This window comes from Pseudomonas sp. SH10-3B, from assembly GCF_019891415.1.
Taxonomy (GTDB): domain Bacteria; phylum Pseudomonadota; class Gammaproteobacteria; order Pseudomonadales; family Pseudomonadaceae; genus Aquipseudomonas.
This window is the reverse complement of sequence record NZ_JAFLXD010000001.1, coordinates 291,035-312,400: the sequence shown is the minus strand read 5'-3', so window position 1 is coordinate 312,400 and position 21,366 is coordinate 291,035. Positions and strand designations below refer to the sequence as shown.

Below are 21,366 nucleotides of genomic sequence, written 5' to 3'. Positions count from 1 at the left end.
ATATTTTGTACAGGTATTTGCGTAGAGACTATTTCCAGCCGATGTGCCAATCCTCGGCATTTTGCAGGGTTTGCCAGGCCAGGCGCTGAGCGCGCTTGGTCATCACGGCTTGCAGCTCGATTTCCAGCACCGTGCCTTCTTCATCACGAAACAGTTCGGTGACCAGGAAGTGTTTTTCCTTGTTGCGTGGCAGGGCTGCTGTCCATTTCGACAGCAGCAATTTGGCGGGGTTGATGCGGTTCATTGCAGGTGCTCGATCAGCCGTCGCGCGGCCTCTTGGCCACTGAGCCACGCGCCTTCCACTCGGCCCGAGAGGCACCAGTCGCCACACACGTACAGGCCCAGGTCGGCGTCGGCCAGCACCCCGAATTCATGGGCGCTGGACGGTCGGGCGTAAAGCCAGCGGTGCGCCAGGCTGAAGGACGGTGCGGGCATGGCGCTGTGCAGCAATTCGGCGAAGGCACCGTGCAGGTGTTCGATCACCGCTTCCTTGGACAGGTCCAGGTGGGCCTTGCTCCAGGTGCTGGTGGCGTGCAGTACCCAGGTGTCGAGGGTGTTGTCGCGTCCCGGTTTGCTGCGGTTGCGCGCCAGCCAATCCAGCGGGCTGTCTTGCACGAAGCAGCCTTCCATCGGCGTATCCAGGGGCTTGTCGAAGGCCAGGGCGATGGCCCAGGTCGGGTCCATCTTCACCCCGGCGGCGGCACTCGCCAGCTTGGGAGCGGCGGCCAGCAGCGCAGTGGCTTGGGGGGCGGGCGTGGCAATGATCACGTGGCTGAACGGGCCGTGATTTTCGCCATCGGCATCCAGCAGGTTCCAGTGTTGCTTGCCTTGGAAGACTTCGGTGATACGGCAACCGAACTCCACCGGCAGGTCGTCGAGCAGGGCGCGGGTGATTGCGCTCATGCGTGGCGTGCCGACCCAGCGGATCTGTTCATCGGGGGAGGGCGTGAGCTGGCCGGACTTGAAGTTGTACAACTGCGGCTTCCATTGCTCGGCCCAGCCGTTGCTTTGCCAGCGCTGCACTTCGTTGACGAAGCGCCGGTCGCGGGCGGTGAAGTATTGGGCGCCCATGTCCAGCGCGCCGGCATCGCTGCGTTTGCTGGACATGCGGCCGCCGCTGCCGCGGCTTTTATCGAAGAGTTGTACAACGTGCCCCGCGTCTTGTAACGCTCGGGCGGCGGAGAGACCGGCAATGCCGGTACCGATGATCGCGATGGGGACAGTCATGGGAGGCCTCGTTTTACCGTTGGGTACAGACTACGCCGACACCAATAGCTGTACAATATTGTTTTTTGGTATAAGTTTTGGCGTACCTGATCTCTTAGCGTGACCTATGGTTAACCATGAGGCTTAAACAAAAGTCACGCCCGATTACAAATTGATCCCTGCTTATAAAATAGACCAGTGATCGGCGGCGAACGTTACATGAGGAGCGTCCCATGCATATTTTGCTGACCGGCGGTACCGGCCTGATCGGTCGCCAACTCTGCCAACACTGGATTGCCCAAGGCCATCGCCTGACGGTGTGGAGTCGCCATCCTGAAGATGTCGCTCGGTTGTGCGGTGCGACGGTGCTGGGTGTTGGGCGTCTGGAGGACGTGACCGGCGTGGTGGACGCGGTGGTCAACCTGGCTGGCGCGCCGATTGCTGACCGTCCCTGGACCCACAAACGCAAGGCGCTGCTATGGAGCAGCCGCATCGGCTTGACCGAGACCCTGCTGGCCTGGCTCGACGGCCTGGCGCAAAAGCCGGCGGTGTTGGTTTCCGGTTCGGCGGTGGGCTGGTATGGCGACGGCGGCGAGCGCGAACTGACCGAGGCCAGCGGGCCGGTGCAGGACGATTTCCCCAGCCAATTGTGCATCGCCTGGGAAGAAACCGCCCAGCGCGCCGAAGCCATGGGCATCCGCGTGGTACTGGTGCGTACCGGCCTGGTGCTGGCAGCCGAGGGCGGCTTTTTGTCGCGCCTGCTGCTGCCGTTCAAACTCGCGCTGGGCGGGCCTATCGGCACGGGGCGGCAGTGGATGCCGTGGGTACATATCAAGGATCAAATCGCCCTGATTGATTTTCTTCTGCACAAGGATGACGCCAGCGGTCCTTATAATGCCTGCGCGCCGCACCCGGTGCGTAACCGTGAGTTCGCCAAGGCATTGGGCCAGGTGCTGCACCGCCCGGCCTTCATGCCGATGCCGGCCTTTGCGTTAAAGGTGGGCTTGGGCGAGTTGTCGGGGCTGTTGCTGGGCGGGCAGAAGGCGATTCCCGAACGCTTGATGGCCGCCGGTTTCATTTTTCAGTTCACTGAGTTGCATGCGGCTTTGGATGAACTGTCCAGTCGCCTCTAAGAGATAGGAAGTTGCATGACGGATCACGCGTTGTTACTGGTTAACCTGGGCTCACCGGCGTCCACTTCGGTGGCCGATGTGCGCAGCTACCTCAATCAGTTCCTGATGGACCCTTATGTGATCGACCTGCCGTGGCCGGTTAGGCGCTTGCTGGTGTCGCTGATCCTGATCAAGCGCCCCGAGCAGTCGGCCCATGCCTATGCCTCGATCTGGTGGGACGAGGGCTCGCCGCTGGTGGTACTCAGCCGTCGCCTGCAACAGCAGATGACAGCGCAGTGGACCCAGGGCCCGGTGGAGTTGGCGATGCGTTATGGCGAGCCTTCCTTGGAGACCACCCTGACGCGATTGGCTGCCCAAGGCATTCAAAAGGTCACCCTGGCGCCTTTGTACCCGCAATTTGCCGACAGCACCGTGACCACGGTGATTGAAGAAGCCAGGCGTGTGGTGCGCGATAAAAAGCTCAGCGTGCAGTTCTCGATCCTGCAACCCTTCTACGACCAACCCGAATACCTGGATGCGCTGGCGGCAAGTGCACGGCCGTATGTCGAGCAGCATTACGATCACTTGTTGCTGAGTTTTCACGGGCTGCCCGAGCGTCATCTGAAAAAGCTCGACCCTACCGGCCAGCATTGCTTCAAGGATGCCGACTGCTGCAAGAACGCCTCGCCCGAGGTGCTCGCCACCTGCTATCGCGCGCAATGCTTCAGCGTTGCCCGGGATTTCGCTGCGCGTCTGGGCTTGTCCGACGACAAATGGTCAGTGGCGTTCCAGTCGCGCCTGGGCCGTGCGAAGTGGATCGAACCCTATACCGAGGCACGCCTGGAAGCGCTGGCCCAGCAAGGGGTGAAAAAGCTGCTGGTGATGTGCCCGGCCTTTGTTGCCGATTGCATCGAGACCCTGGAAGAGATCGGTGATCGCGGGCTGGAGCAATTTCGCGAGGCGGGCGGTGAGGAGTTGGTGCTGGTGCCGTGCCTCAATGATGACCCGCAATGGGCGGCGGCGCTCAATACGCTCTGCGAAAGAGCACCGCTGTCACTGTAGGCGCGAGCTTGCTCGCGAGGGTCGTTAACGATAAAGCACGGCGTCTGGGTTAACGCGGCGCTCTCGGGTTTTTCGCGAGCAAGCTCGCTCCTACAGGGGGTTGGGTTAGAGGTCGAGGGTCAGGCTGACGGTGAGGTTGCGCGGCTCGCCGGGGTTGACCCAATAATTGCTGTAGGACCGCTCGTAGTACTTTTCATCGAACAGGTTGTTGAGGTTCAGGCCCACAGTAACGTTTGGCGTGGCTTTGTAATGGGCCAGAAGGTCGACGGTGTGGTAGGCGGGCAACTCGAAACGAGTGCCCGCTTCACCGGAGCGATCACCCACATAAGTGAATGCCGCGCCCAGGTCTGAACCGCGCAAGGCACCCTCCTGGAATTCATACACCCCCAGCAGACTGCCGCTGCGCTTGGCCACGCCGAGTATTCGGCTGCCCGTAGGTATGGCTTTATCACCTTTGGTCACTTCGGCATCGATGTAGGCAAAGGCGCCGATCACCTGTACGGCATCGGTCAGTTGTCCCGTCAGTTGCAGGTCAAATCCCTGGCTGCGTGCCTTGCCCATGGCGCGGTTGGTATTGGTGGCCGGGTCCAGGGCCAGCACGTTTTCCTTTTCGATATGGAAGGCGGCGAGGGTGGCGCTGAGGCGGTCGTCGAACAGCTCGCTCTTGATCCCCACTTCATAGCCCACGCCTTCTTCGGGCTTGAAGGTTTTGCCGGTGGCGTCCAGGCCGCTGTTGGGTTTGAACGAGGTGGAGGCGTTGGCGAATACGCCGACCTCTGGCGTCAGTTGATAGAGCAGGCCGGCGCGCTGGGTAAGTGCGTCGTGGGTTTGCCGACTCTTGGCGTGGTTGCGGGTGAAGTCGTCGGTGCTTTGTTCGAAGTGCTCGAAGCGCGCGCCGATCATGCCGCGCAGGCGGTCGGTGAAGATGATCTGGTCTTGCAGGTTCAGCGCCTGGCTTTTGGTCTGTTCAAAGAAGTCGGTGCCGGAGCGTGCGCCATTGGGCTTGGGCTGGCCGTAGACCGGGTTGTAGAGGTCGATGGCGTAGGGGCTGCCGGCAATGGTGGTGACGCGCTCTTTTTTGCGGTAGTCCTCGTATTCGGTGCCGACCAGCAGTTCGTGCTGCCAACTGCCAACCTCGAACAGGCCGCGCAGTTCCAGCTGGGTGATGCTGTCGTGCCAGCCCGTGGAGCGTTCGCGGTAACGGCGGTTAAGGGTATGGCCGTCGGTGTTCAGTGCGCGGTTTTCCGAGGCGTCGCCCCATAGGCTGCCCTGTTTGTAATGGCTGGCCAGGCGCAGTTTCCAGGCGTCGTTGAGGTGATGTTCAAGGGTGGCCTGGATGCGGTTGTTGTGGTTGTCGATAGTGCCGTCGTTGGGTTCGCCGAGGAAGGTGGAGCGCGATACGCCGGGGGCGTCGACGATGCCACGGTCGAAGGTGGAGCTGTGGCGGACGAATTCGCTCTCCACCAGCAGGGACGTGTCCGGGTCCAGCTGCCAGCTGAATGAAGGCGCGACAAATACACGCTTGCTCTCGACGTGATCGCGGAAGCTGTTGTTGTCTTCCACCGCCAGGTTGACCCGTGACAGCAGGTTGCCCTCGCTGTCCAGCGGCGTGTTGACGTCCAGGGCGGTGCGATAACGGTCCCAACTGCCGGCGCTGGTTTGCAGGGTGGTGAAGGCTTCAGGCTGAGGCTTTTTGGTGACGATATTCACGGTGCCGCCGGGATCACCACGGCCATACAGGCTGGCGGCCGGGCCTTTGAGCACTTCGATACGTTCGATATTGGCCGCGTCCGGCGTGCTCGGGTAGCCCCGGTTGGCGCTGAAGCCGTCTTGGTAGAACTCTGATGTGGTAAAGCCGCGCACGCTGTATTCGTAGAGCGTGAGGCCGCCAAAGTTGTTCTGCTTGGACACGCCGCCGGCAAATTCCAGGGCGCGCTCCACGTTGGTGCTGCCCAGGTCCGTGAGTACCGAGGCGGGAATCACGCTGATGGACTGTGGGATGTCGCGCAGGGCGGTGTCGGTTTTAGTCGCGCTGGCAGAGCGGGTGGCGCGGTAGCCGTTGACCGGGCCGGTGGCGGATTCATAGGCGTCGGTAGTGACGCTGATGGTGTCCAGCTCAACGGTGTTTTCTTCGGCAAACGCGGGATCCAGCAGCAGACCCAAGGCCAGGCCAGCCAGGGGGGCAAACTTTCGAGACGGCATGATAGAGCGTTCCAATGGCGATATTGAAACAATATAACATGTCTAATGAGAATGCTTTTGCTTTGAAATATATGCTTACAGGTACCCGCGAACGGGTACCTGTGGAGCCGGTTTATTCCTCTTCTTTGACCGGCGCAGGCGGTGGGCGCAGGCCGATTTCCGCCAGCAGCTTGATCTCTTTACCGTTGCGCATGACCTGGATCGCCACCTTGTCGGTCGGCTTGATCCGCGCGACCTGGTTCATCGACTTGCGCCCATCACCGGCCGGTTCGCCGTTGATACTGAGGATCACGTCCCCGAGTTGCAGGCCGGCTTTCTGCGCCGGGCCATCGCGGAAGATCCCGGCGACCACGATGCCGGGACGCCCGGTCAGGCCAAACGACTCGGCCAATTCCTTGGTCAACGGCTGTACTTCAATCCCCAGCCAGCCGCGAATTACCTGGCCGTGCTCGATGATCGACTTCATCACTTCCATCGCCAGCTTCACCGGGATCGCAAAACCGATACCTTGGGAACCGCCGGATTTGGAGAAGATCGCCGTGTTGATGCCGGTCAGGTTGCCATTGGCATCCACCAGCGCACCGCCGGAGTTGCCTGGGTTGATCGCCGCGTCGGTCTGGATGAAATCTTCGTAGCTGTTAAGCCCCAACTGGTTACGTCCGGTGGCGCTGATGATGCCCATGGTCACCGTCTGGCCCACCCCGAACGGGTTGCCGATGGCCAGTGCCACATCACCCACCCGCAGTCCATCGGAGCGGCCGAGGGTGATGGACGGCAGGTTTTTCAAATCGATCTTCAGTACCGCGAGGTCGGTTTCCGGGTCGCTGCCCACCACGCGGGCGAGGGTTTCGCGGCCGTCACGCAGGGCCACCACAATCTGGTCGGCGCCGGTGGTCACGTGGTTATTGGTGAGGATGTAGCCTTCGGGGCTCATGATCACCCCGGAACCCAGGCTGGACTCCATGCGGCGCTGCTTGGGCCCGTTGTCACCGAAATAGCGGCGAAACTGCGGGTCTTCAAACAGCGGATGCGCCGGCTTGTTGATGACCTTGGTGGTGTACAGGTTGACCACGGCAGGGGCCGCAATGACTACCGCATCTGCATAAGTCACCGGGCCTTGCACTACCGCACTGGTTTGCGGTGCCTGTTGCAGGTTCACATCAAGGCTGGGTAAGCCCACCCACTGGGGATAACGCTGAATAATCAGCATCGCGATCAGCACGCCAGCCAACAATGGCCATCCAAAAAAACGCAGTGCCTTGAGCATCAAGTAAGTCCTGACAGGTTGCAGGGGGCGGGAGAGCGCCCATAATGTCGCGCATTATACGAGGCTGCGAGCGCCTCGGAACGGGATATTTAGGAGTCTTTTATGGCCGTCCCCCTTACCACCCTCGTCGAGGAAGCGGACCGCTACCTTGGCAGCGCAAAAATTGCCGATTACTGCCCCAATGGCCTGCAGGTCGAGGGGCGGCCGCAAGTGATGCGCATCGTCAGCGGCGTCACGGCGAGCCAGGCTTTGCTGGACGCGGCCGTCGAAGCCCAGGCCGATTTGATCCTGGTGCACCACGGTTATTTCTGGAAAGGCGAAAACCCCTGCATCACCGGCATGAAGCAACGCCGCCTGAAAACCCTGCTCAAACATGACATCAGCCTGCTGGCCTATCACCTGCCGCTGGACCTGCACCCCGAGGTCGGCAACAACGTGCAGCTTGCCCGCCAGTTGGACATCACGGTCGAAGGCCCACTGGACCCGAGCAACCCCAAGATTGTCGGCCTGGTCGGCTCGCTCGCCGAACCACTGTCGCCCCGCGACTTCGCCCGGCGCGTGCAGGACGTGATGGGCCGCGAGCCGCTGTTGATCGAGGGCAGCCAGATGATCCGTCGCGTCGGCTGGTGCACCGGCGGTGGCCAGGGCTACATCGACCACGGGATTGCCGCTGGCGTGGACCTGTTCCTGAGCGGCGAAGCTTCCGAGCAGACTTTCCATAGCGCCAGGGAAAACGACATCAGCTTCATTGCTGCCGGCCATCACGCCACCGAGCGTTACGGCGTGCAGGCACTGGGCGATTACCTGGCGCGGCGCTTTGCCCTGGAGCACCTGTTCATCGATTGCCCCAACCCGATTTGACTGCCAAACCTTGGGGCATATTGATATACCGTTTCGATCTAGCTGGCGCCCTGAATAGAAGAAGGTGCTGTGCTAGCATGCCCCGCTCGAACACGGCCCGCTGGCCGTCCATAAGATCGTTTTTCCGTGAGTAACCATGGTCGACAAACTGACGCATCTGAAACAGCTGGAGGCGGAAAGCATCCACATCATCCGCGAGGTCGCCGCCGAGTTCGATAACCCGGTGATGCTCTACTCGATCGGTAAAGACTCCGCCGTGATGCTGCACCTGGCGCGCAAGGCCTTTTTCCCAGGCAAATTGCCGTTCCCGGTGATGCACGTCGACACCCGCTGGAAATTCCAGGAGATGTACAAGTTCCGCGACAAGATGGTCGAAGAGCTGGGCCTGGACCTGATCACCCACGTCAACCCGGACGGCGTGGCGCAGGGCATCAACCCGTTCACCCACGGCAGCGCCAAGCACACCGACATCATGAAGACCGAAGGCCTCAAACAGGCCTTGGACAAGCATGGTTTCGACGCTGCGTTCGGCGGTGCCCGTCGCGATGAAGAGAAATCCCGTGCCAAAGAGCGCGTGTACTCGTTCCGCGACAGCAAGCACCGCTGGGACCCTAAGAACCAGCGCCCGGAGCTGTGGAACGTCTACAACGGCAACGTCAACAAGGGTGAGTCGATCCGTGTGTTCCCGCTGTCCAACTGGACCGAGCTGGACATCTGGCAGTACATCTACCTGGAAGGCATCCCGATCGTGCCGCTGTACTTCGCCGCCGAACGTGATGTCATCGAGAAGAACGGCACGTTGATCATGATCGACGACGACCGCATCCTCGAACACCTGTCCGACGAAGACAAAGCCAGAATCGTCAAAAAGAAAGTACGTTTCCGTACCCTTGGCTGCTACCCGTTGACGGGCGCGGTGGAGTCCGAAGCCGAGACGCTGACGGACATCATTCAGGAAATGCTCCTGACGCGAACTTCCGAGCGCCAGGGCCGTGTCATCGACCACGATGGTGCAGGCTCGATGGAAGATAAAAAACGTCAAGGCTATTTCTAAGGGGCTGTCATGTCGCATCAATCTGATTTGATCAGCGAGGACATCCTCGCCTACCTGGGCCAGCACGAGCGCAAAGAGATGTTGCGCTTCCTGACCTGTGGCAACGTCGACGACGGCAAGAGCACCCTGATCGGGCGCCTGCTGCACGACTCCAAGATGATCTACGAAGATCACCTGGAAGCCATCACCCGTGACTCGAAAAAGTCCGGCACCACCGGTGACGACATCGACCTGGCGTTGCTGGTCGACGGCCTGCAGGCCGAGCGTGAGCAGGGCATCACCATCGATGTCGCCTACCGCTACTTTTCCACCGCCAAGCGCAAATTCATCATCGCCGACACCCCCGGCCATGAGCAGTACACCCGCAACATGGCCACCGGTGCATCCACCTGTGACCTGGCGATCATCCTGATCGACGCCCGTTACGGCGTGCAGACCCAGACCCGTCGCCACAGCTATATCGCCTCGTTGCTGGGCATCAAGCACATCGTGATCGCCGTCAACAAGATGGACATCAACGGCTTTGACCAAAGCGTGTTCGAGTCGATCAAGGCCGATTACCTGAAGTTCGCCGAAGGCATCGCGTTCAAGCCAAGCACCATGGCCTTCGTGCCGATGTCGGCGCTCAAGGGCGACAACGTGGTGAACAAGAGCGAGCGTTCGCCTTGGTACACCGGCCAGTCGCTGATGGAGATCCTCGAGACCGTCGAGATCGCCAACGACCGTAACTACACCGACCTGCGTTTCCCGGTGCAGTACGTCAACCGACCGAACCTGAACTTCCGTGGGTTTGCCGGCACCCTGGCCAGCGGCATCGTGCACAAAGGCGACGAAGTCGTGGTGCTGCCGTCGGGCAAGAGCAGCCGCGTCAAATCCATCGTTACCTTCGAAGGTGAGTTGGAGCACGCCGGCCCAGGCCAGGCCGTGACCCTGACCATGGAAGACGAGATCGACATCTCCCGTGGCGACCTGCTGGTGCATGCCGACAACGTGCCGCAAGTGACCGACGCCTTCGACGCCATGCTGGTGTGGATGGCCGAAGAGCCGATGCTGCCGGGCAAGAAATACGACATCAAGCGCGCCACCAGCTACGTGCCGGGCTCCATCACCAGCATTGTGCACCGTGTGGACGTGAACACCCTGGCCGAAGGCCCGGCGAGTTCGCTGCAGTTGAACGAGATCGGCCGGGTCAAGGTCAGCCTCGATGCCGCCATCGCGTTGGATGGCTATGACAGCAACCGCACCACCGGTGCGTTTATCGTCATCGACCGCTTGACCAACGGCACTGTGGCGGCGGGCATGATCATTGCGCCACCGGTCACTCACGGCAGTGCGGGGCAGCACGGCAAGTTGGCCCATGTCGCCACCGAAGAACGCGCCCTGCGTTTCGGTCAGCAACCGGCGACTGTTTTGTTCAGCGGCCTGTCGGGCGCTGGCAAGAGCACCTTGGCCTACGCGGTCGAGCGCAAACTGTTCGACAGGGGCCGCGCGGTGTTTGTGCTGGATGGCCAGAACCTGCGTCACGACCTGAACAAAGGGTTGCCGCAGGACCGTACCGGGCGTACCGAGAACTGGCGTCGTGCTGCCCACGTGGCGCGTCAGTTCAACGAAGCCGGCCTGTTGACCCTGGCTGCGTTCGTCGCCCCGGATGCCGAAGGCCGTGAACAGGCCAAGGCGCTGATTGGTGCTGATCGCTTGCTGACGGTCTACGTGCAAGCCTCGCCGCTGGTGTGCGCCGAGCGTGATCCGCAAGGCCTGTACGCGGCGGGCGGGGATAACATCCCTGGCGAATCCTTCCCGTACGACGTGCCGTTGAATGCCGATCTGGTGATCGACACCCAGGCCCTGTCGCTGGAAGACAGCGTCAAGCAAGTGCTGGAATTGCTGCGCCAGCGCGGCGCGATCTAAGCCTCAAGCGCACAAAAAAGCCCGCCACCGATCACTTGGTGGCGGGCTTTTTCATGCGAACCGTGATCTCTGTAGGAGCGAGCTTGCTCGCGAAAAACCTGAGTGCGCCGCGTTGAATCAGGATGCCAACGTCATCGTTAACGACCTTCGCGAGCAAGCTCGCTCCTACAGGTGTCAAGCAGGAAAGTCGCGGTGAAGTTTTTCGAGCAACACATCCCTCTCTTCCCACAACCGGTTGATCCAACCCTGGAACGCCAACCGATACTCCCCATCCTGCTCATAATTCCTGCCGATAAACTCTGCCGGAATCTGCACCTCTTCAAACTGCACCACAACGTCCTTCACATTCCCGCACAGCAAGTCCCAATACCCCGGGCGCCCGCCAGGGTAGTGAATGGTCACGTTGACCAGTGATTTCAGCTGTTCCCCCATGGCATCCAGCACAAACGCGATACCACCCGCCTTGGGCTTGAGCAGGTAACGAAACGGCGACTTCTGCTGTGCGTGCTTGCCCGGCGTAAAGCGCGTGCCTTCGGCAAAGTTGAAAATCCCCACTGGGTTGTCGCGAAACTTCGCACAGGTCTTGCGGGTGGTTTCCAGGTCTTTGCCTTTCTTCTCCGGGTGTTTTTCCAGGTAGGCCTTCGTGTAGCGCTTCATGAAGGGAAAGCCCAGCGCCCACCACGCCAAACCAATCACCGGCACCCAGATCAACTCCTGCTTGAGGAAGAACTTCAGCGGGCGAATCCGACGATTGAGCACGTATTGCAGGACCATGATGTCGACCCAGCTCTGGTGGTTGCTGGTCACCAGGTATGAGTGCTGGTAGTCCAGGCCTTCAAGGCCTTTAAGGTGCCAGCGGGTGCTGCGCACCAGGTTCATCCAACCCTTGTTGTTGGTAACCCAGGCTTCATGGGTGTGGTTCATCAGCCATTCGCTGAAGCGTTTGGCGAAGGGCAGCGCCTTGAACAGTGCCACGATGAACAGGAATGAGCACAGCAGGATCGTGTTCAGCGCCAGCAACAAGGACGCGATCACCCCGCGTACGGCGGCAGGTAGAAAATCCAGCATTTAGATATCCATAGGTCGGTTGGCGGCTTGGATCGCAGTCAGTGCGATGGTGTACACGATGTCGTCGACCTGGGCACCGCGTGGCAGGTCGTTGACCGGTTTGCGCAGGCCCTGGAGCATCGGCCCGAGGCTGACGCAATCGGCACTGCGTTGCACGGCCTTGTGGGTGGTATTGCCGGTGTTCAGGTCCGGGAACACGAACACAGTGGCTTTGCCGGCGACCAGGCTGTCGGGGGCCAGTTGGCGAGCCACGGTTTCGTTGGCGGCGGCGTCGTATTGCAACGGGCCGTCGATCAGCAGTGAGCTTTGCTGCTCATGAGCGAGCAGGGTGGCTTCGCGGACTTTCTCCACTTCTTCACCGCTGGCCGAGTCGCCGCTGGAGTAACTGATCATCGCCACACGCGGGGTGATGCCAAAGGCTGCGGCCGAGTCGGCGCTTTGCAGGGCGATTTCCGCCAGCTCGGCGGCACTTGGGTGCGGATTCATCACGCAGTCGCCGTAGACCAGCACCTGCTCCGGGAACAGCATGAAGAACACCGACGACACCAGGGTGCAGCCCGGTGCGGTCTTGATCAACTGCAGGGCCGGGCGAATAGTGTTGGCGGTGGAATGGATAACGCCGGAGACCAGGCCGTCCACTTCATCCAGCGCGAGCATCATGGTGGCGATCACCACGGTGTCTTCCAGTTGCTGCTCGGCCATCGGTGCGTTGAGGCTCTTGCTTTTGCGCAGGGCAACCATGGGCTCGACGTAGCGCTGGCGAATCAGGTCCGGGTCGAGAATCTCCAGGCCTTCGGGCAATTCGATGCCCTGGGCGCGGGCGACGGCTTCCACGTCAGCCGGCTTGGCCAGCAGCACACAGCGAGCGATGCCCCTTGCCTGGCAGATAGCGGCGGCTTGCACGGTCAGCGGCTCGCTGCCCTCGGGCAACACGATGCGTTTGTTGGCGGCCTGGGCGCGCTGGATCAACTGATAGCGGAACACCGCCGGCGACAGGCGCATCTCTCGTGGCGTGCCGCAGCGCTGGTGCAGCCAGCGCGCATCGAGGTGGCTGGCGACGAAATCGGTGATGATCTCCGCGCGCTCGCGGTCATCGATGGGGATTTCCTTGTTGAGGTTGTTGAGCAGATTGGCGGTCTCGTAGGAACCGGTACTTACCGACAAAACCGGCAGCCCGGCCTGGAACGCACCGCGGCAGAGCTCCATGATGCGCGGGTCGGGCAGGGTGTCGCTGGTCAGCAGCAGGCCGGCGAGGGGCACGCCGTTGATCGCGGCCAGGCTGACGGCGAGGATGATATCGTCGCGGTCGCCGGGGGTCACCACCAGCACGCCGGGCTTGAGCAGCTCCACGGTGTTACGCATGGTGCGGGCGCAGATGATGATCTTGGTCATGCGCCGGGTTTCGTAGTCGCCGGCATTGAGGATCTGTGCGCCCATCAGGTCGGCCACGTCGCGGGTGCGTGGCGCGTTGAGTTCCGGCTGGTAAGGAATGCAGCCGAGCAGGCGGAAATCGCCGCTGCGCAGCAAGGGCGAATGCTCCTTGAGGCGTGCCGAGAAGGCTTCCATGCCTTCGTCGGTACGGACCTTGTTCAGGATCACACCGAGCACTTTCGGGTCTTTCGGGCCGCCGAACAGCTGGGCCTGCAATTCCACGCGGCCGGAGAGTTCGGTAAGTACTTCGTTTTCCGGAGCCGAGACCAGGATCACTTCCGCATCCAGGCTCTTGGCCAAGTGCAGGTTGACCCGCGCCGCATAGCTGGCGCTGCGGGTCGGCACCATGCCTTCGACGATCAGCACGTCCTTGCCCACGGCGGCCTGCTGATAAAGGGTGATGATTTCTTCGAGCAGTTCGTCGAGTTGGCCGTCGCCGAGCATCCGCTCTACGTGAGCCAGGCCCAGGGGCTGTGGTGGTTTCAGTCCGTGGGTGCGCGCTATCAATTCAGTGGAGCGCTCAGGGCCGGTATCGCCAGGGTGCGGCTGGGCAATCGGCTTGAAGAAGCCGACTTTCAGGCCGGCTCGCTCGAGGGTACGCACCAGCCCAAGGCTGATGGAGGTCAGGCCCACACCAAAATCGGTGGGCGCGATAAAAAAAGTCTGCATGCGAATTCTCTGGAGGTGCATGGCTTCGGTGGCGCTCTATGGCTGAGTGCCTGCCGGGAATCAGGTGCCAAGGTTATCGTTATTCGGGCGCTCGCGCACACCAGCCGCAGGCAAAGGGCTGGCCTATTTTTTCCAGGCGCTGCGCAGGGTCGAGTACCCACGCGCGGGACTGCCATGGCGGCTGGTGGCGCAGGTGCTGGGTGTGGCCGCAAGACAGCTCGGCAACCCAGTGATCCTCCTCGTCCTGGTGGAAACCGATGATCAAGGATGCCGTTGATCGGTCCCGTCCGTCCGGGTTCTGTTCGCTTTCGGGCAAATCCTTGTTTAGACTTGTCCGTTCTTCATTCTTATGCAAAAGGTCTCGCCCCATGACGATCGCCGCTAACAAGGCTGTCTCCATCGACTATACCCTGACCAACGACGCTGGTGAGGTCATCGACAGCTCAGCCGGCGGCGCGCCGCTGGTCTACCTGCAAGGCGCAGGTAACATCATCCCAGGCCTGGAAAAGGCCCTGGAAGGCAAGAGTGTCGGTGATGAACTGACCGTTGCCGTAGAACCTGAAGATGCCTACGGCGAATATTCCGCCGAACTGGTCAGCACCCTGAGCCGCAGCATGTTCGAAGGTGTTGATGAGTTGGAAGTGGGCATGCAGTTCCACGCTTCCGCGCCGGACGGCCAAATGCAGATCGTCACTATCCGTGATCTGGACGGCGACGACGTTACCGTCGACGGCAACCACCCTCTGGCTGGCCAGCGCCTGAACTTCCAAGTGAAGATCGTTGCCATCCGTGACGCTTCCCAGGAAGAAGTGGCCCACGGCCACGTCCACGGTGAAGGCGGTCATCACCATTGATTGATGTTTTGATCAAGTGGTAGCCAAAACGCCCCGACTGGTTCGGGGCGTTTTTTTTGTCTGAGAATCACCACATCCACCTGTAGGAGGGGCGTATTTTCAGGCACAAACAAAAATGCCCCGGACCTTTCGGTACGGGGCATTTCTTAACTGTTTCGCAACCGAGGCTGCGTCGCAGTTGTTACCACTTAGGCTGCAGCAGGAACGCTCAGAGCCTTGATGTGGCCATTCAGGCGGCTCTTATGACGAGCGGCCTTGTTCTTGTGGATGATGCCTTTATCGGCCATACGGTCGATAACTGGCACAGCCAGAACGTAAGCTGCTTGAGCTTTTTCAGCGTCTTTGGTGTCGATGGCTTTAACTACATTCTTGATGTAGGTACGAACCATGGAACGCAGGCTGGCGTTGTGGCTGCGACGCTTCTCAGCCTGTTTTGCACGTTTTTTGGCGGAAGGTGTGTTGGCCACCGTCGAGCTCCTCGAAAGACTTTTTAGGAAATAGCAAACAAAATAGGCCGCGAATCATGCCGATGACTTGATGTGTTGTCAAGGCCGGCTGATGCGAACTGCTGAGTGGTCGATCTGAAGAGGCGGGTGATTTATTTCCGGCGCTTGACCTGTAAACTCGCGAGCTTTGGCGCTGTGCTGTTGCAGGCGCGCAGTATCGCATAAGTAGGCGCTTAGTTCGCCTGCTCTTTATCTATAGGCGCAAACTCTTTCAATGAATCTGCTCAAATCGTTGGCCGCCGTCAGCTCTATCACGATGATCTCCCGGGTTTTGGGGTTTGTGCGTGACACCCTGCTGGCGCGTATTTTTGGCGCCAGCATGGCCACGGATGCGTTCTTTATTGCGTTTAAACTGCCCAACCTGCTGCGGCGGATCTTTGCCGAGGGCGCATTTTCCCAGGCGTTCGTGCCGATTCTGGCCGAGTACAAGACCCAGCAAGGGGAGGAGGCGACCCGTACCTTTATCGCCTACGTCTCGGGCCTGCTGACCCTGGTGCTGATGCTGGTGACCCTCGTCGGCATGCTCGCTGCGCCTTGGGTGATCTGGGCCACCGCGCCGGGTTTTGCCAATACGCCGGAAAAATTCGCGCTGACCACTGATCTGTTGCGGGTGACCTTTCCTTATATATTGCTGATCTCGCTGTCATCCCTGGCCGGTGCGATCCTCAACACCTGGAACCGTTTCTCGGTGCCGGCGTTCGTGCCGACGCTGCTTAACGTCAGCATGATTATCTTTGCACTGTTCCTGACACCTTACTTCGATCCGCCGGTCATGGCCCTTGGCTGGGCCGTGCTGGCCGGTGGCCTGGCGCAATTGCTCTACCAGCTGCCGCACCTGAAAAAGATCGGCATGCTCGTATTGCCGCGCCTGAACCTCAAGGACACCGGCGTGTGGCGCGTAATGCGCAATATGTTGCCGGCGATCCTTGGCGTGTCGGTGAGCCAGATTTCCCTGATCATCAACACCGCGTTCGCCTCGCTGCTGGTATCCGGCTCGGTGTCGTGGATGTATTACGCCGACCGCCTCATGGAATTGCCGTCCGGCGTGCTGGGCGTGGCGCTGGGCACCATTTTGCTGCCGACACTGGCGCGCACCTACGCCAGCAAGGATCGCCAGGAATACTCGCGCATCCTCGATTGGGGGCTGCGCCTGTGCTTCGTCCTGGTCCTGCCATGCGCACTGGCCTTGGGGATCCTGGCCGAGCCGCTGACAGTGTCGCTGTTCCAGTACGGGCAATTCGATGCACATGATGCGTTGATGACCCAGCATGCGTTGGTGGCGTATTCCGTCGGCCTGCTCGGCATCATCGTGATCAAGGTGCTGGCGCCTGGTTTCTATGCCCAGCAGAACATCCGTACCCCGGTAAAGATCGCGATCTTTACGCTGATCGTCACGCAACTGCTCAACCTGGTGTTTATCGGCCCACTGGCCCACGCCGGCCTGGCCCTGGCCATCAGTGCCGGTGCGTGCATCAACGCCGGCCTGTTGTTTTATCAACTGCGCAAGCAACAGATGTTTCAGCCCCAGCCGGGCTGGGGCATGTTTGCCCTCAAGTTGCTGGTGGCCGTTGCGATGATGTCGGCGGTATTGCTCGGCCTGATGCACTTCATGCCGGCCTGGGATGAAGGCCATATGCTCGAGCGTTTCATGCGCCTGGGTGTGCTGGTCGTGGCCGGTGTGGTGGTGTACTTCGGGATGTTGCTGCTGCAGGGCTTCCGCCTGCGGGATTTCAATCGCAAGTCATTGAGCTAGAGAGTTTGCCGCGATAAAACGGTTGTTTTATCGATTCGATCCATTTGCCCTGCGCTGTTGCCTGTCGTCCGGGGCCGGGTGTGGTTATAATCGACCACTTTATGAGCAAGAAGCGCGTTATGCAGCTGGTTCGAGGTCTCCACAACCTGCGCCCTGAACATCGGGGCTGCGTCGCCACTATTGGCAACTTTGACGGTGTTCACCGTGGCCACCAGGCTATCCTGGCCCGGCTGCGCGAGCGTGCGGTCGAGTTGGGCGTACCCAGCTGCGTGGTGATTTTTGAGCCGCAGCCGCGGGAGTATTTCACCCCGGAAACGGCGCCGGCGCGTCTGGCCCGTCTGCGGGACAAGCTGCAACTGCTGGCCGAAGAGGGTGTGGACCGCGTCCTCTGCCTGGCTTTCAACCAGCGTTTGCAAAGCCTCAGCGCTGCCGAGTTCGTCGACCGCATATTGGTAGACGGCCTGGGCGTACAGCATTTGGAGGTCGGCGACGACTTCCGTTTCGGGTGCGACCGCGTAGGCGATTTCGATTTCCTGCAACAGGCTGGTATCACCCAAGGCTTTACCGTCGAAGCCGCACAAACCGTCGAACTGGACGGCCTGCGCGTGAGCAGTACCCAGGTGCGTAACGCCCTGGCCGCTGCCGACTTCGCCCTGGCCGAGCGTTTGCTCGGTCGCCCGTTCCGCATTGCCGGACGGGTACTGCACGGTCAGAAGCTGGCGCGCCAACTGGGCACGCCAACCGCCAACGTGCAACTCAAGCGCCGCCGTGTGCCGCTCACCGGGGTTTACCTGGTCAGCGTCGACATCGACGGCCAGCCGTGGCCGGGAGTCGCCAACATAGGCGTCAGGCCCACGGTTGCAGGTGATGGCAAGGCCCACCTGGAAGTTCACCTTTTGGATTTTGCCGGTGATCTGTATGACCGGCGTTTGACGGTGGTTTTCCACCAGAAGCTGCGTGAAGAGCAGCGTTTCGCCTCCCTTGAGGCGTTGAAAACGGCGATCAATGCGGATGTCGCCGCCGCCCGTGCACTAGCCGCACCTAGCGCCCATCGCTAACCGAAGAGCCTTAAATGACCGACTATAAAGCCACGCTAAACCTTCCGGACACCGCCTTCCCAATGAAGGCCGGCCTGCCACAGCGCGAACCGCAGATCCTGCAGCGCTGGGACAGTATTGGCCTGTACGGAAAGTTGCGCGAAATTGGCAAGGATCGTCCGAAATTCGTCCTGCACGACGGCCCTCCTTATGCCAACGGCACGATTCATATCGGTCATGCGCTGAACAAGATTCTCAAGGACATGATCCTGCGCTCGAAAACCCTGGCGGGCTTCGACGCGCCTTATGTCCCGGGTTGGGACTGTCACGGCCTGCCGATCGAACACAAGGTCGAAGTGACTTACGGCAAGAACCTGGGCGCGGATAAAACCCGCGAGCTGTGCCGTGCCTACGCTGCCGAGCAGATCGAAGGGCAGAAGTCCGAGTTCATCCGCCTGGGTGTGCTGGGCGAGTGGGACAACCCCTATAAAACCATGAACTTCAAGAACGAGGCCGGTGAAATCCGTGCCTTGGCCGAAATCGTCAAGGGCGGTTTCGTGTTCAAGGGCCTCAAACCCGTGAACTGGTGCTTCGATTGCGGCTCGGCCCTGGCTGAAGCGGAAGTCGAGTACGAAGACAAGAAGTCCTCGACCATCGACGTGGCCTTCCCGATCGCCGACGACGCCAAGCTGGCCCAGGCGTTCGGCCTGGCAAGCCTGAGCAAGCCGGCTGCTATCGTGATCTGGACCACCACCCCGTGGACCATTCCCGCCAACCAGGCGCTGAACGTGCACCCGGAATTCACCTACGCCTTGGTAGACGTCGGTGATCGCCTGCTGGTGCTGGCCGAGGAAATGGTCGAAGCGTGCCTGGCGCGCTACGAACTGCAAGGTTCGGTGATCGCCACCACCACCGGTTCCGCGCTGGAGCTGATCAACTTCCGTCACCCTTTCTATGACCGTCTGTCGCCGGTGTACCTGGCTGACTACGTCGAGTTGGGTTCGGGTACAGGTGTGGTTCACTGCTCGCCCGCCTATGGTGTGGACGACTTCGTGATCTGCAAGAAGTACGGCATGGTCAACGATGAGATCATCAACCCGGTGCAAAGCAACGGTGTTTATGTGCCGTCGCTGGAATTCTTCGGTGGCCAGTTCATCTTCAAGGCCGACCCGGCGATCATCGACAAGCTGCGTGAAGTCGGTGCGCTGATGCAGACCGACACCATCAAGCACAGCTACATGCACTGCTGGCGCCACAAGACCCCGCTGATCTACCGCGCCACCGCGCAATGGTTTATCGGCATGGACAAAGAACCGACCAGCGGCGACACCCTGCGTGTGCGCTCGCTCAAGGCCATCGAAGACACCAAGTTCGTCCCGGCCTGGGGCCAGGCGCGCCTGCATTCGATGATTGCCAACCGTCCGGACTGGTGCATCTCCCGCCAGCGCAACTGGGGCGTGCCGATCCCGTTCTTCCTCAACAAGGAAAGCGGCGAGTTGCACCCACGTACCGTCGAACTGATGGAAGTGGTGGCCCAGCGTGTTGAACAGGAGGGCATCGAAGCCTGGTTCAAGCTGGACGCCGCCGAGTTGCTGGGTGACGAAGCACCGCTGTACGACAAGATCAGCGACACCCTCGACGTGTGGTTCGATTCGGGCACCACCCATTGGCACGTGCTGCGCGGTTCGCACCCTATGGGTCACGAGACCGGCCCGCGTGCCGACCTGTACTTGGAAGGCTCCGACCAACACCGTGGCTGGTTCCATTCCTCGTTGCTGACCGGTTGCGCCATCGACGATCACGCCCCGTACCGCGAGCTGCTGACCCACGGCTTCACCGTCGATGAGACGGGCCGCAAGATGTCCAAGTCGCTGAAGAACGTGATCGAGCCGAAGAAGATCAACGACACCTTGGGCGCCGACATCATGCGTCTGTGGGTGGCATCGACCGATTACTCGGGCGAAATCGCCGTGTCGGACCAGATCCTGGCCCGCAGCGCCGATGCTTACCGCCGTATCCGTAATACCGCGCGCTTCCTGCTGTCGAACCTGACCGGGTTCAACCCGGCCACCGACATCCTGCCGGCCGAGGACATGCTCGCCCTGGACCGTTGGGCCGTGGACCGTACCCTGTTGCTGCAGCGCGAGTTGCAGGAACACTATGGCGAATATCGTTTCTGGAACGTCTACTCGAAGATCCACAACTTCTGCGTGCAGGAGCTGGGTGGTTTCTACCTCGACATCATCAAGGACCGCCAGTACACCACCGGCGCCAACAGCAAGGCCCGCCGTTCGGCGCAGACCGCGCTGTACCACATATCCGAAGCGCTGGTGCGCTGGATCGCCCCGATCCTGGCCTTCACCGCCGACGAACTGTGGGAATACCTGCCGGGCGAGCGTAACGAGTCCGTCATGCTCAACACCTGGTATGAAGGTTTGACCGAACTGCCGGCCGACTTCGAGCTGGGTCGCGAGTACTGGGAAGGCGTAATGGCCGTCAAGGTTGCGGTGAACAAGGAGCTGGAGGTTCAGCGTGCGGCCAAGGCCGTCGGTGGCAACCTGCAGGCCGAAGTCACCCTGTTTGCCGAGGAAGGCCTGACCGCCGACCTGACCAAGCTGAGCAACGAACTGCGCTTCGTATTGATCACTTCCACTGCGAGCCTGGCACCGTTTGCCCAGGCACCGGCGGACGCCGTGGCCACCGAAGTACCGGGTCTCAAGCTCAAAGTGGTCAAGTCGGCCTTCCCTAAGTGCGCCCGTTGCTGGCACTGCCGTGAAGATGTGGGCGTGAACCCTGAGCATCCGGAAATCTGCGGTCGTTGCGTCGATAACATTTCTGGTGCAGGCGAGGTTCGCCACTATGCCTAACGCCAGTCGTTTCGGACGTCTGGGCTGGCTCGTGTTGAGTTTGCTGGTCCTGGTCATCGACCAGGTCAGCAAGGCTCACTTCGAAGGCTCCCTGGAAATGTTCCAGCAAATCGTGGTGATCCCGGATTACTTCAGCTGGACCCTGGCCTACAACACCGGCGCGGCTTTCAGCTTCCTGGCTGACGGTGGTGGCTGGCAGCGCTGGCTGTTCGCTCTGATCGCCGTAGTGGTCAGTGCGGTGCTCGTGGTCTGGCTCAAGCGCCTGGGCCGCGATGACACCTGGCTGGCCATCGCCTTGGCTTTGGTGCTGGGCGGCGCGTTGGGCAACCTGTACGACCGCATTGCCCTGGGCCATGTGATCGACTTCATCCTGGTGCATTGGCAGAACCGCCATTACTTCCCGGCGTTCAATTTTGCCGACAGCGCCATCACCGTCGGCGCAATCATGCTGGCGTTGGACATGTTCAAAAGTAAGAAAACCGGAGAGACCGTCAATGACTGATCAGGTA

Annotated in this window: 18 protein-coding genes and 1 pseudogene; 10 read left to right on the top strand and 9 right to left on the bottom strand. The window is 60.7% G+C overall.

Translation table 11 applies throughout. From position 1 onward, the window contains the following. Positions 1–28 precede the first annotated feature (28 nt). Both J1G35_RS01505 and J1G35_RS01500 read right to left on the bottom strand, forming a co-directional pair. On the bottom strand, positions 29–244 hold the full coding sequence (locus tag J1G35_RS01505) for a TIGR02450 family Trp-rich protein (RefSeq protein WP_053131803.1): 216 nt from the start codon (positions 242–244) through the stop codon (positions 29–31). After that, positions 241–1,227 (bottom strand): NAD(P)/FAD-dependent oxidoreductase, encoded by a 987-nt coding sequence (locus tag J1G35_RS01500; protein ID WP_131698511.1) that lies wholly within the window; start codon positions 1,225–1,227, stop codon positions 241–243. Before J1G35_RS01500 ends, J1G35_RS01505 begins: the two co-directional genes overlap by 4 nt. Positions 1,228–1,439: 212 nt before the next feature. On the opposite strand from J1G35_RS01500, the gene J1G35_RS01495 reads away from it, so the two are divergent. Together J1G35_RS01495 and hemH are read left to right on the top strand one after the other, a co-directional pair. Further along, positions 1,440–2,339, top strand: coding sequence for a TIGR01777 family oxidoreductase (locus J1G35_RS01495; RefSeq protein ID WP_223013013.1), 900 nt, complete (start codon positions 1,440–1,442; stop codon positions 2,337–2,339). 15 nt (positions 2,340–2,354) lie between these two features. After that, entirely contained in the window at positions 2,355–3,380 is a 1,026-nt protein-coding gene (hemH, locus tag J1G35_RS01490) for a ferrochelatase (protein ID WP_053131795.1), read from the top strand. 105 nt (positions 3,381–3,485) lie between these two features. Here the strand turns inward: hemH and J1G35_RS01485 are convergent, their stop codons facing one another. Both J1G35_RS01485 and algW read right to left on the bottom strand, forming a co-directional pair. Continuing rightward, a complete protein-coding gene (locus J1G35_RS01485) occupies positions 3,486–5,582 on the bottom strand; it encodes a TonB-dependent siderophore receptor (protein ID WP_223013010.1) in 2,097 nt (698 codons plus the stop codon). A gap of 112 nt (positions 5,583–5,694) precedes the next feature. Next, positions 5,695–6,849, bottom strand: coding sequence for a Do family serine endopeptidase AlgW (algW, locus tag J1G35_RS01480; protein ID WP_053131789.1), 1,155 nt, complete (start codon positions 6,847–6,849; stop codon positions 5,695–5,697). Positions 6,850–6,951: 102 nt separating this feature from the next. On the opposite strand from algW, the gene J1G35_RS01475 reads away from it, so the two are divergent. The 3 genes from J1G35_RS01475 to cysN all read left to right on the top strand — a co-directional run bounded on the left by J1G35_RS01475 (position 6,952) and on the right by cysN (position 10,672). Next, on the top strand, positions 6,952–7,710 hold the full coding sequence (locus tag J1G35_RS01475) for a Nif3-like dinuclear metal center hexameric protein (protein WP_053131787.1): 759 nt from the start codon (positions 6,952–6,954) through the stop codon (positions 7,708–7,710). A gap of 136 nt (positions 7,711–7,846) precedes the next feature. Beyond that, entirely contained in the window at positions 7,847–8,764 is a 918-nt protein-coding gene (gene cysD, locus J1G35_RS01470; protein WP_017137614.1) for a sulfate adenylyltransferase subunit CysD, read from the top strand. Between the two features lie 9 nt (positions 8,765–8,773). Next, positions 8,774–10,672, top strand: coding sequence for a sulfate adenylyltransferase subunit CysN (cysN, locus tag J1G35_RS01465; RefSeq protein ID WP_223013009.1), 1,899 nt, complete (start codon positions 8,774–8,776; stop codon positions 10,670–10,672). Between the two features lie 70 nt (positions 10,673–10,742). Here cysN and J1G35_RS31225 read toward each other — a convergent pair. From J1G35_RS31225 to J1G35_RS01450, 4 genes and pseudogenes are all read right to left on the bottom strand, one after another. Further along, positions 10,743–10,850 (bottom strand): annotated as a pseudogene (locus J1G35_RS31225) (outer membrane lipoprotein carrier protein LolA); the annotation flags it as partial. Next, positions 10,847–11,740, bottom strand: a complete 894-nt coding sequence (locus J1G35_RS01460) for an acyltransferase (RefSeq protein ID WP_223013007.1) — start codon at positions 11,738–11,740, stop codon at positions 10,847–10,849. The pseudogene J1G35_RS31225 and the gene J1G35_RS01460, both read right to left, overlap by 4 nt. Next, positions 11,741–13,840, bottom strand: coding sequence for a phosphate acetyltransferase (gene pta, locus J1G35_RS01455; RefSeq protein ID WP_223013005.1), 2,100 nt, complete (start codon positions 13,838–13,840; stop codon positions 11,741–11,743). It abuts the gene before it with no gap. Positions 13,841–13,919: 79 nt separating this feature from the next. Further along, positions 13,920–14,156, bottom strand: a complete 237-nt coding sequence (locus J1G35_RS01450) for a DUF3565 domain-containing protein (RefSeq protein WP_256243893.1) — start codon at positions 14,154–14,156, stop codon at positions 13,920–13,922. A 52-nt stretch (positions 14,157–14,208) separates the two neighbouring features. Here J1G35_RS01450 and J1G35_RS01445 point away from each other — a divergent pair, with 52 nt between their 5' ends. Further along, positions 14,209–14,694, top strand: coding sequence for a peptidylprolyl isomerase (locus J1G35_RS01445; protein WP_027606858.1), 486 nt, complete (start codon positions 14,209–14,211; stop codon positions 14,692–14,694). Between the two features lie 188 nt (positions 14,695–14,882). Here J1G35_RS01445 and rpsT read toward each other — a convergent pair whose 3' ends face one another. After that, the gene (gene rpsT, locus J1G35_RS01440) at positions 14,883–15,161 is read right to left on the bottom strand and encodes a 30S ribosomal protein S20 (protein WP_003188401.1); all 279 of its coding nucleotides are present in this window, start codon (positions 15,159–15,161) and stop codon (positions 14,883–14,885) included. Between the two features lie 253 nt (positions 15,162–15,414). Between rpsT and murJ the strand changes: the two genes are divergently transcribed. The 4 genes from murJ to lspA all read left to right on the top strand — a co-directional run bounded on the left by murJ (position 15,415) and on the right by lspA (position 21,359). Next, positions 15,415–16,953, top strand: a complete 1,539-nt coding sequence (murJ, locus tag J1G35_RS01435) for a murein biosynthesis integral membrane protein MurJ (RefSeq protein ID WP_092358832.1) — start codon at positions 15,415–15,417, stop codon at positions 16,951–16,953. A gap of 119 nt (positions 16,954–17,072) precedes the next feature. After that, positions 17,073–18,011, top strand: a complete 939-nt coding sequence (gene ribF, locus J1G35_RS01430; RefSeq protein WP_053131769.1) for a bifunctional riboflavin kinase/FAD synthetase — start codon at positions 17,073–17,075, stop codon at positions 18,009–18,011. Positions 18,012–18,025: 14 nt separating this feature from the next. Then, a complete protein-coding gene (gene ileS / locus J1G35_RS01425; RefSeq protein ID WP_223013004.1) occupies positions 18,026–20,857 on the top strand; it encodes an isoleucine--tRNA ligase in 2,832 nt (943 codons plus the stop codon). Continuing rightward, positions 20,850–21,359, top strand: coding sequence for a signal peptidase II (gene lspA / locus J1G35_RS01420; protein ID WP_053131764.1), 510 nt, complete (start codon positions 20,850–20,852; stop codon positions 21,357–21,359). Before ileS ends, lspA begins: the two co-directional genes overlap by 8 nt. Positions 21,360–21,366 lie beyond the last annotated feature (7 nt).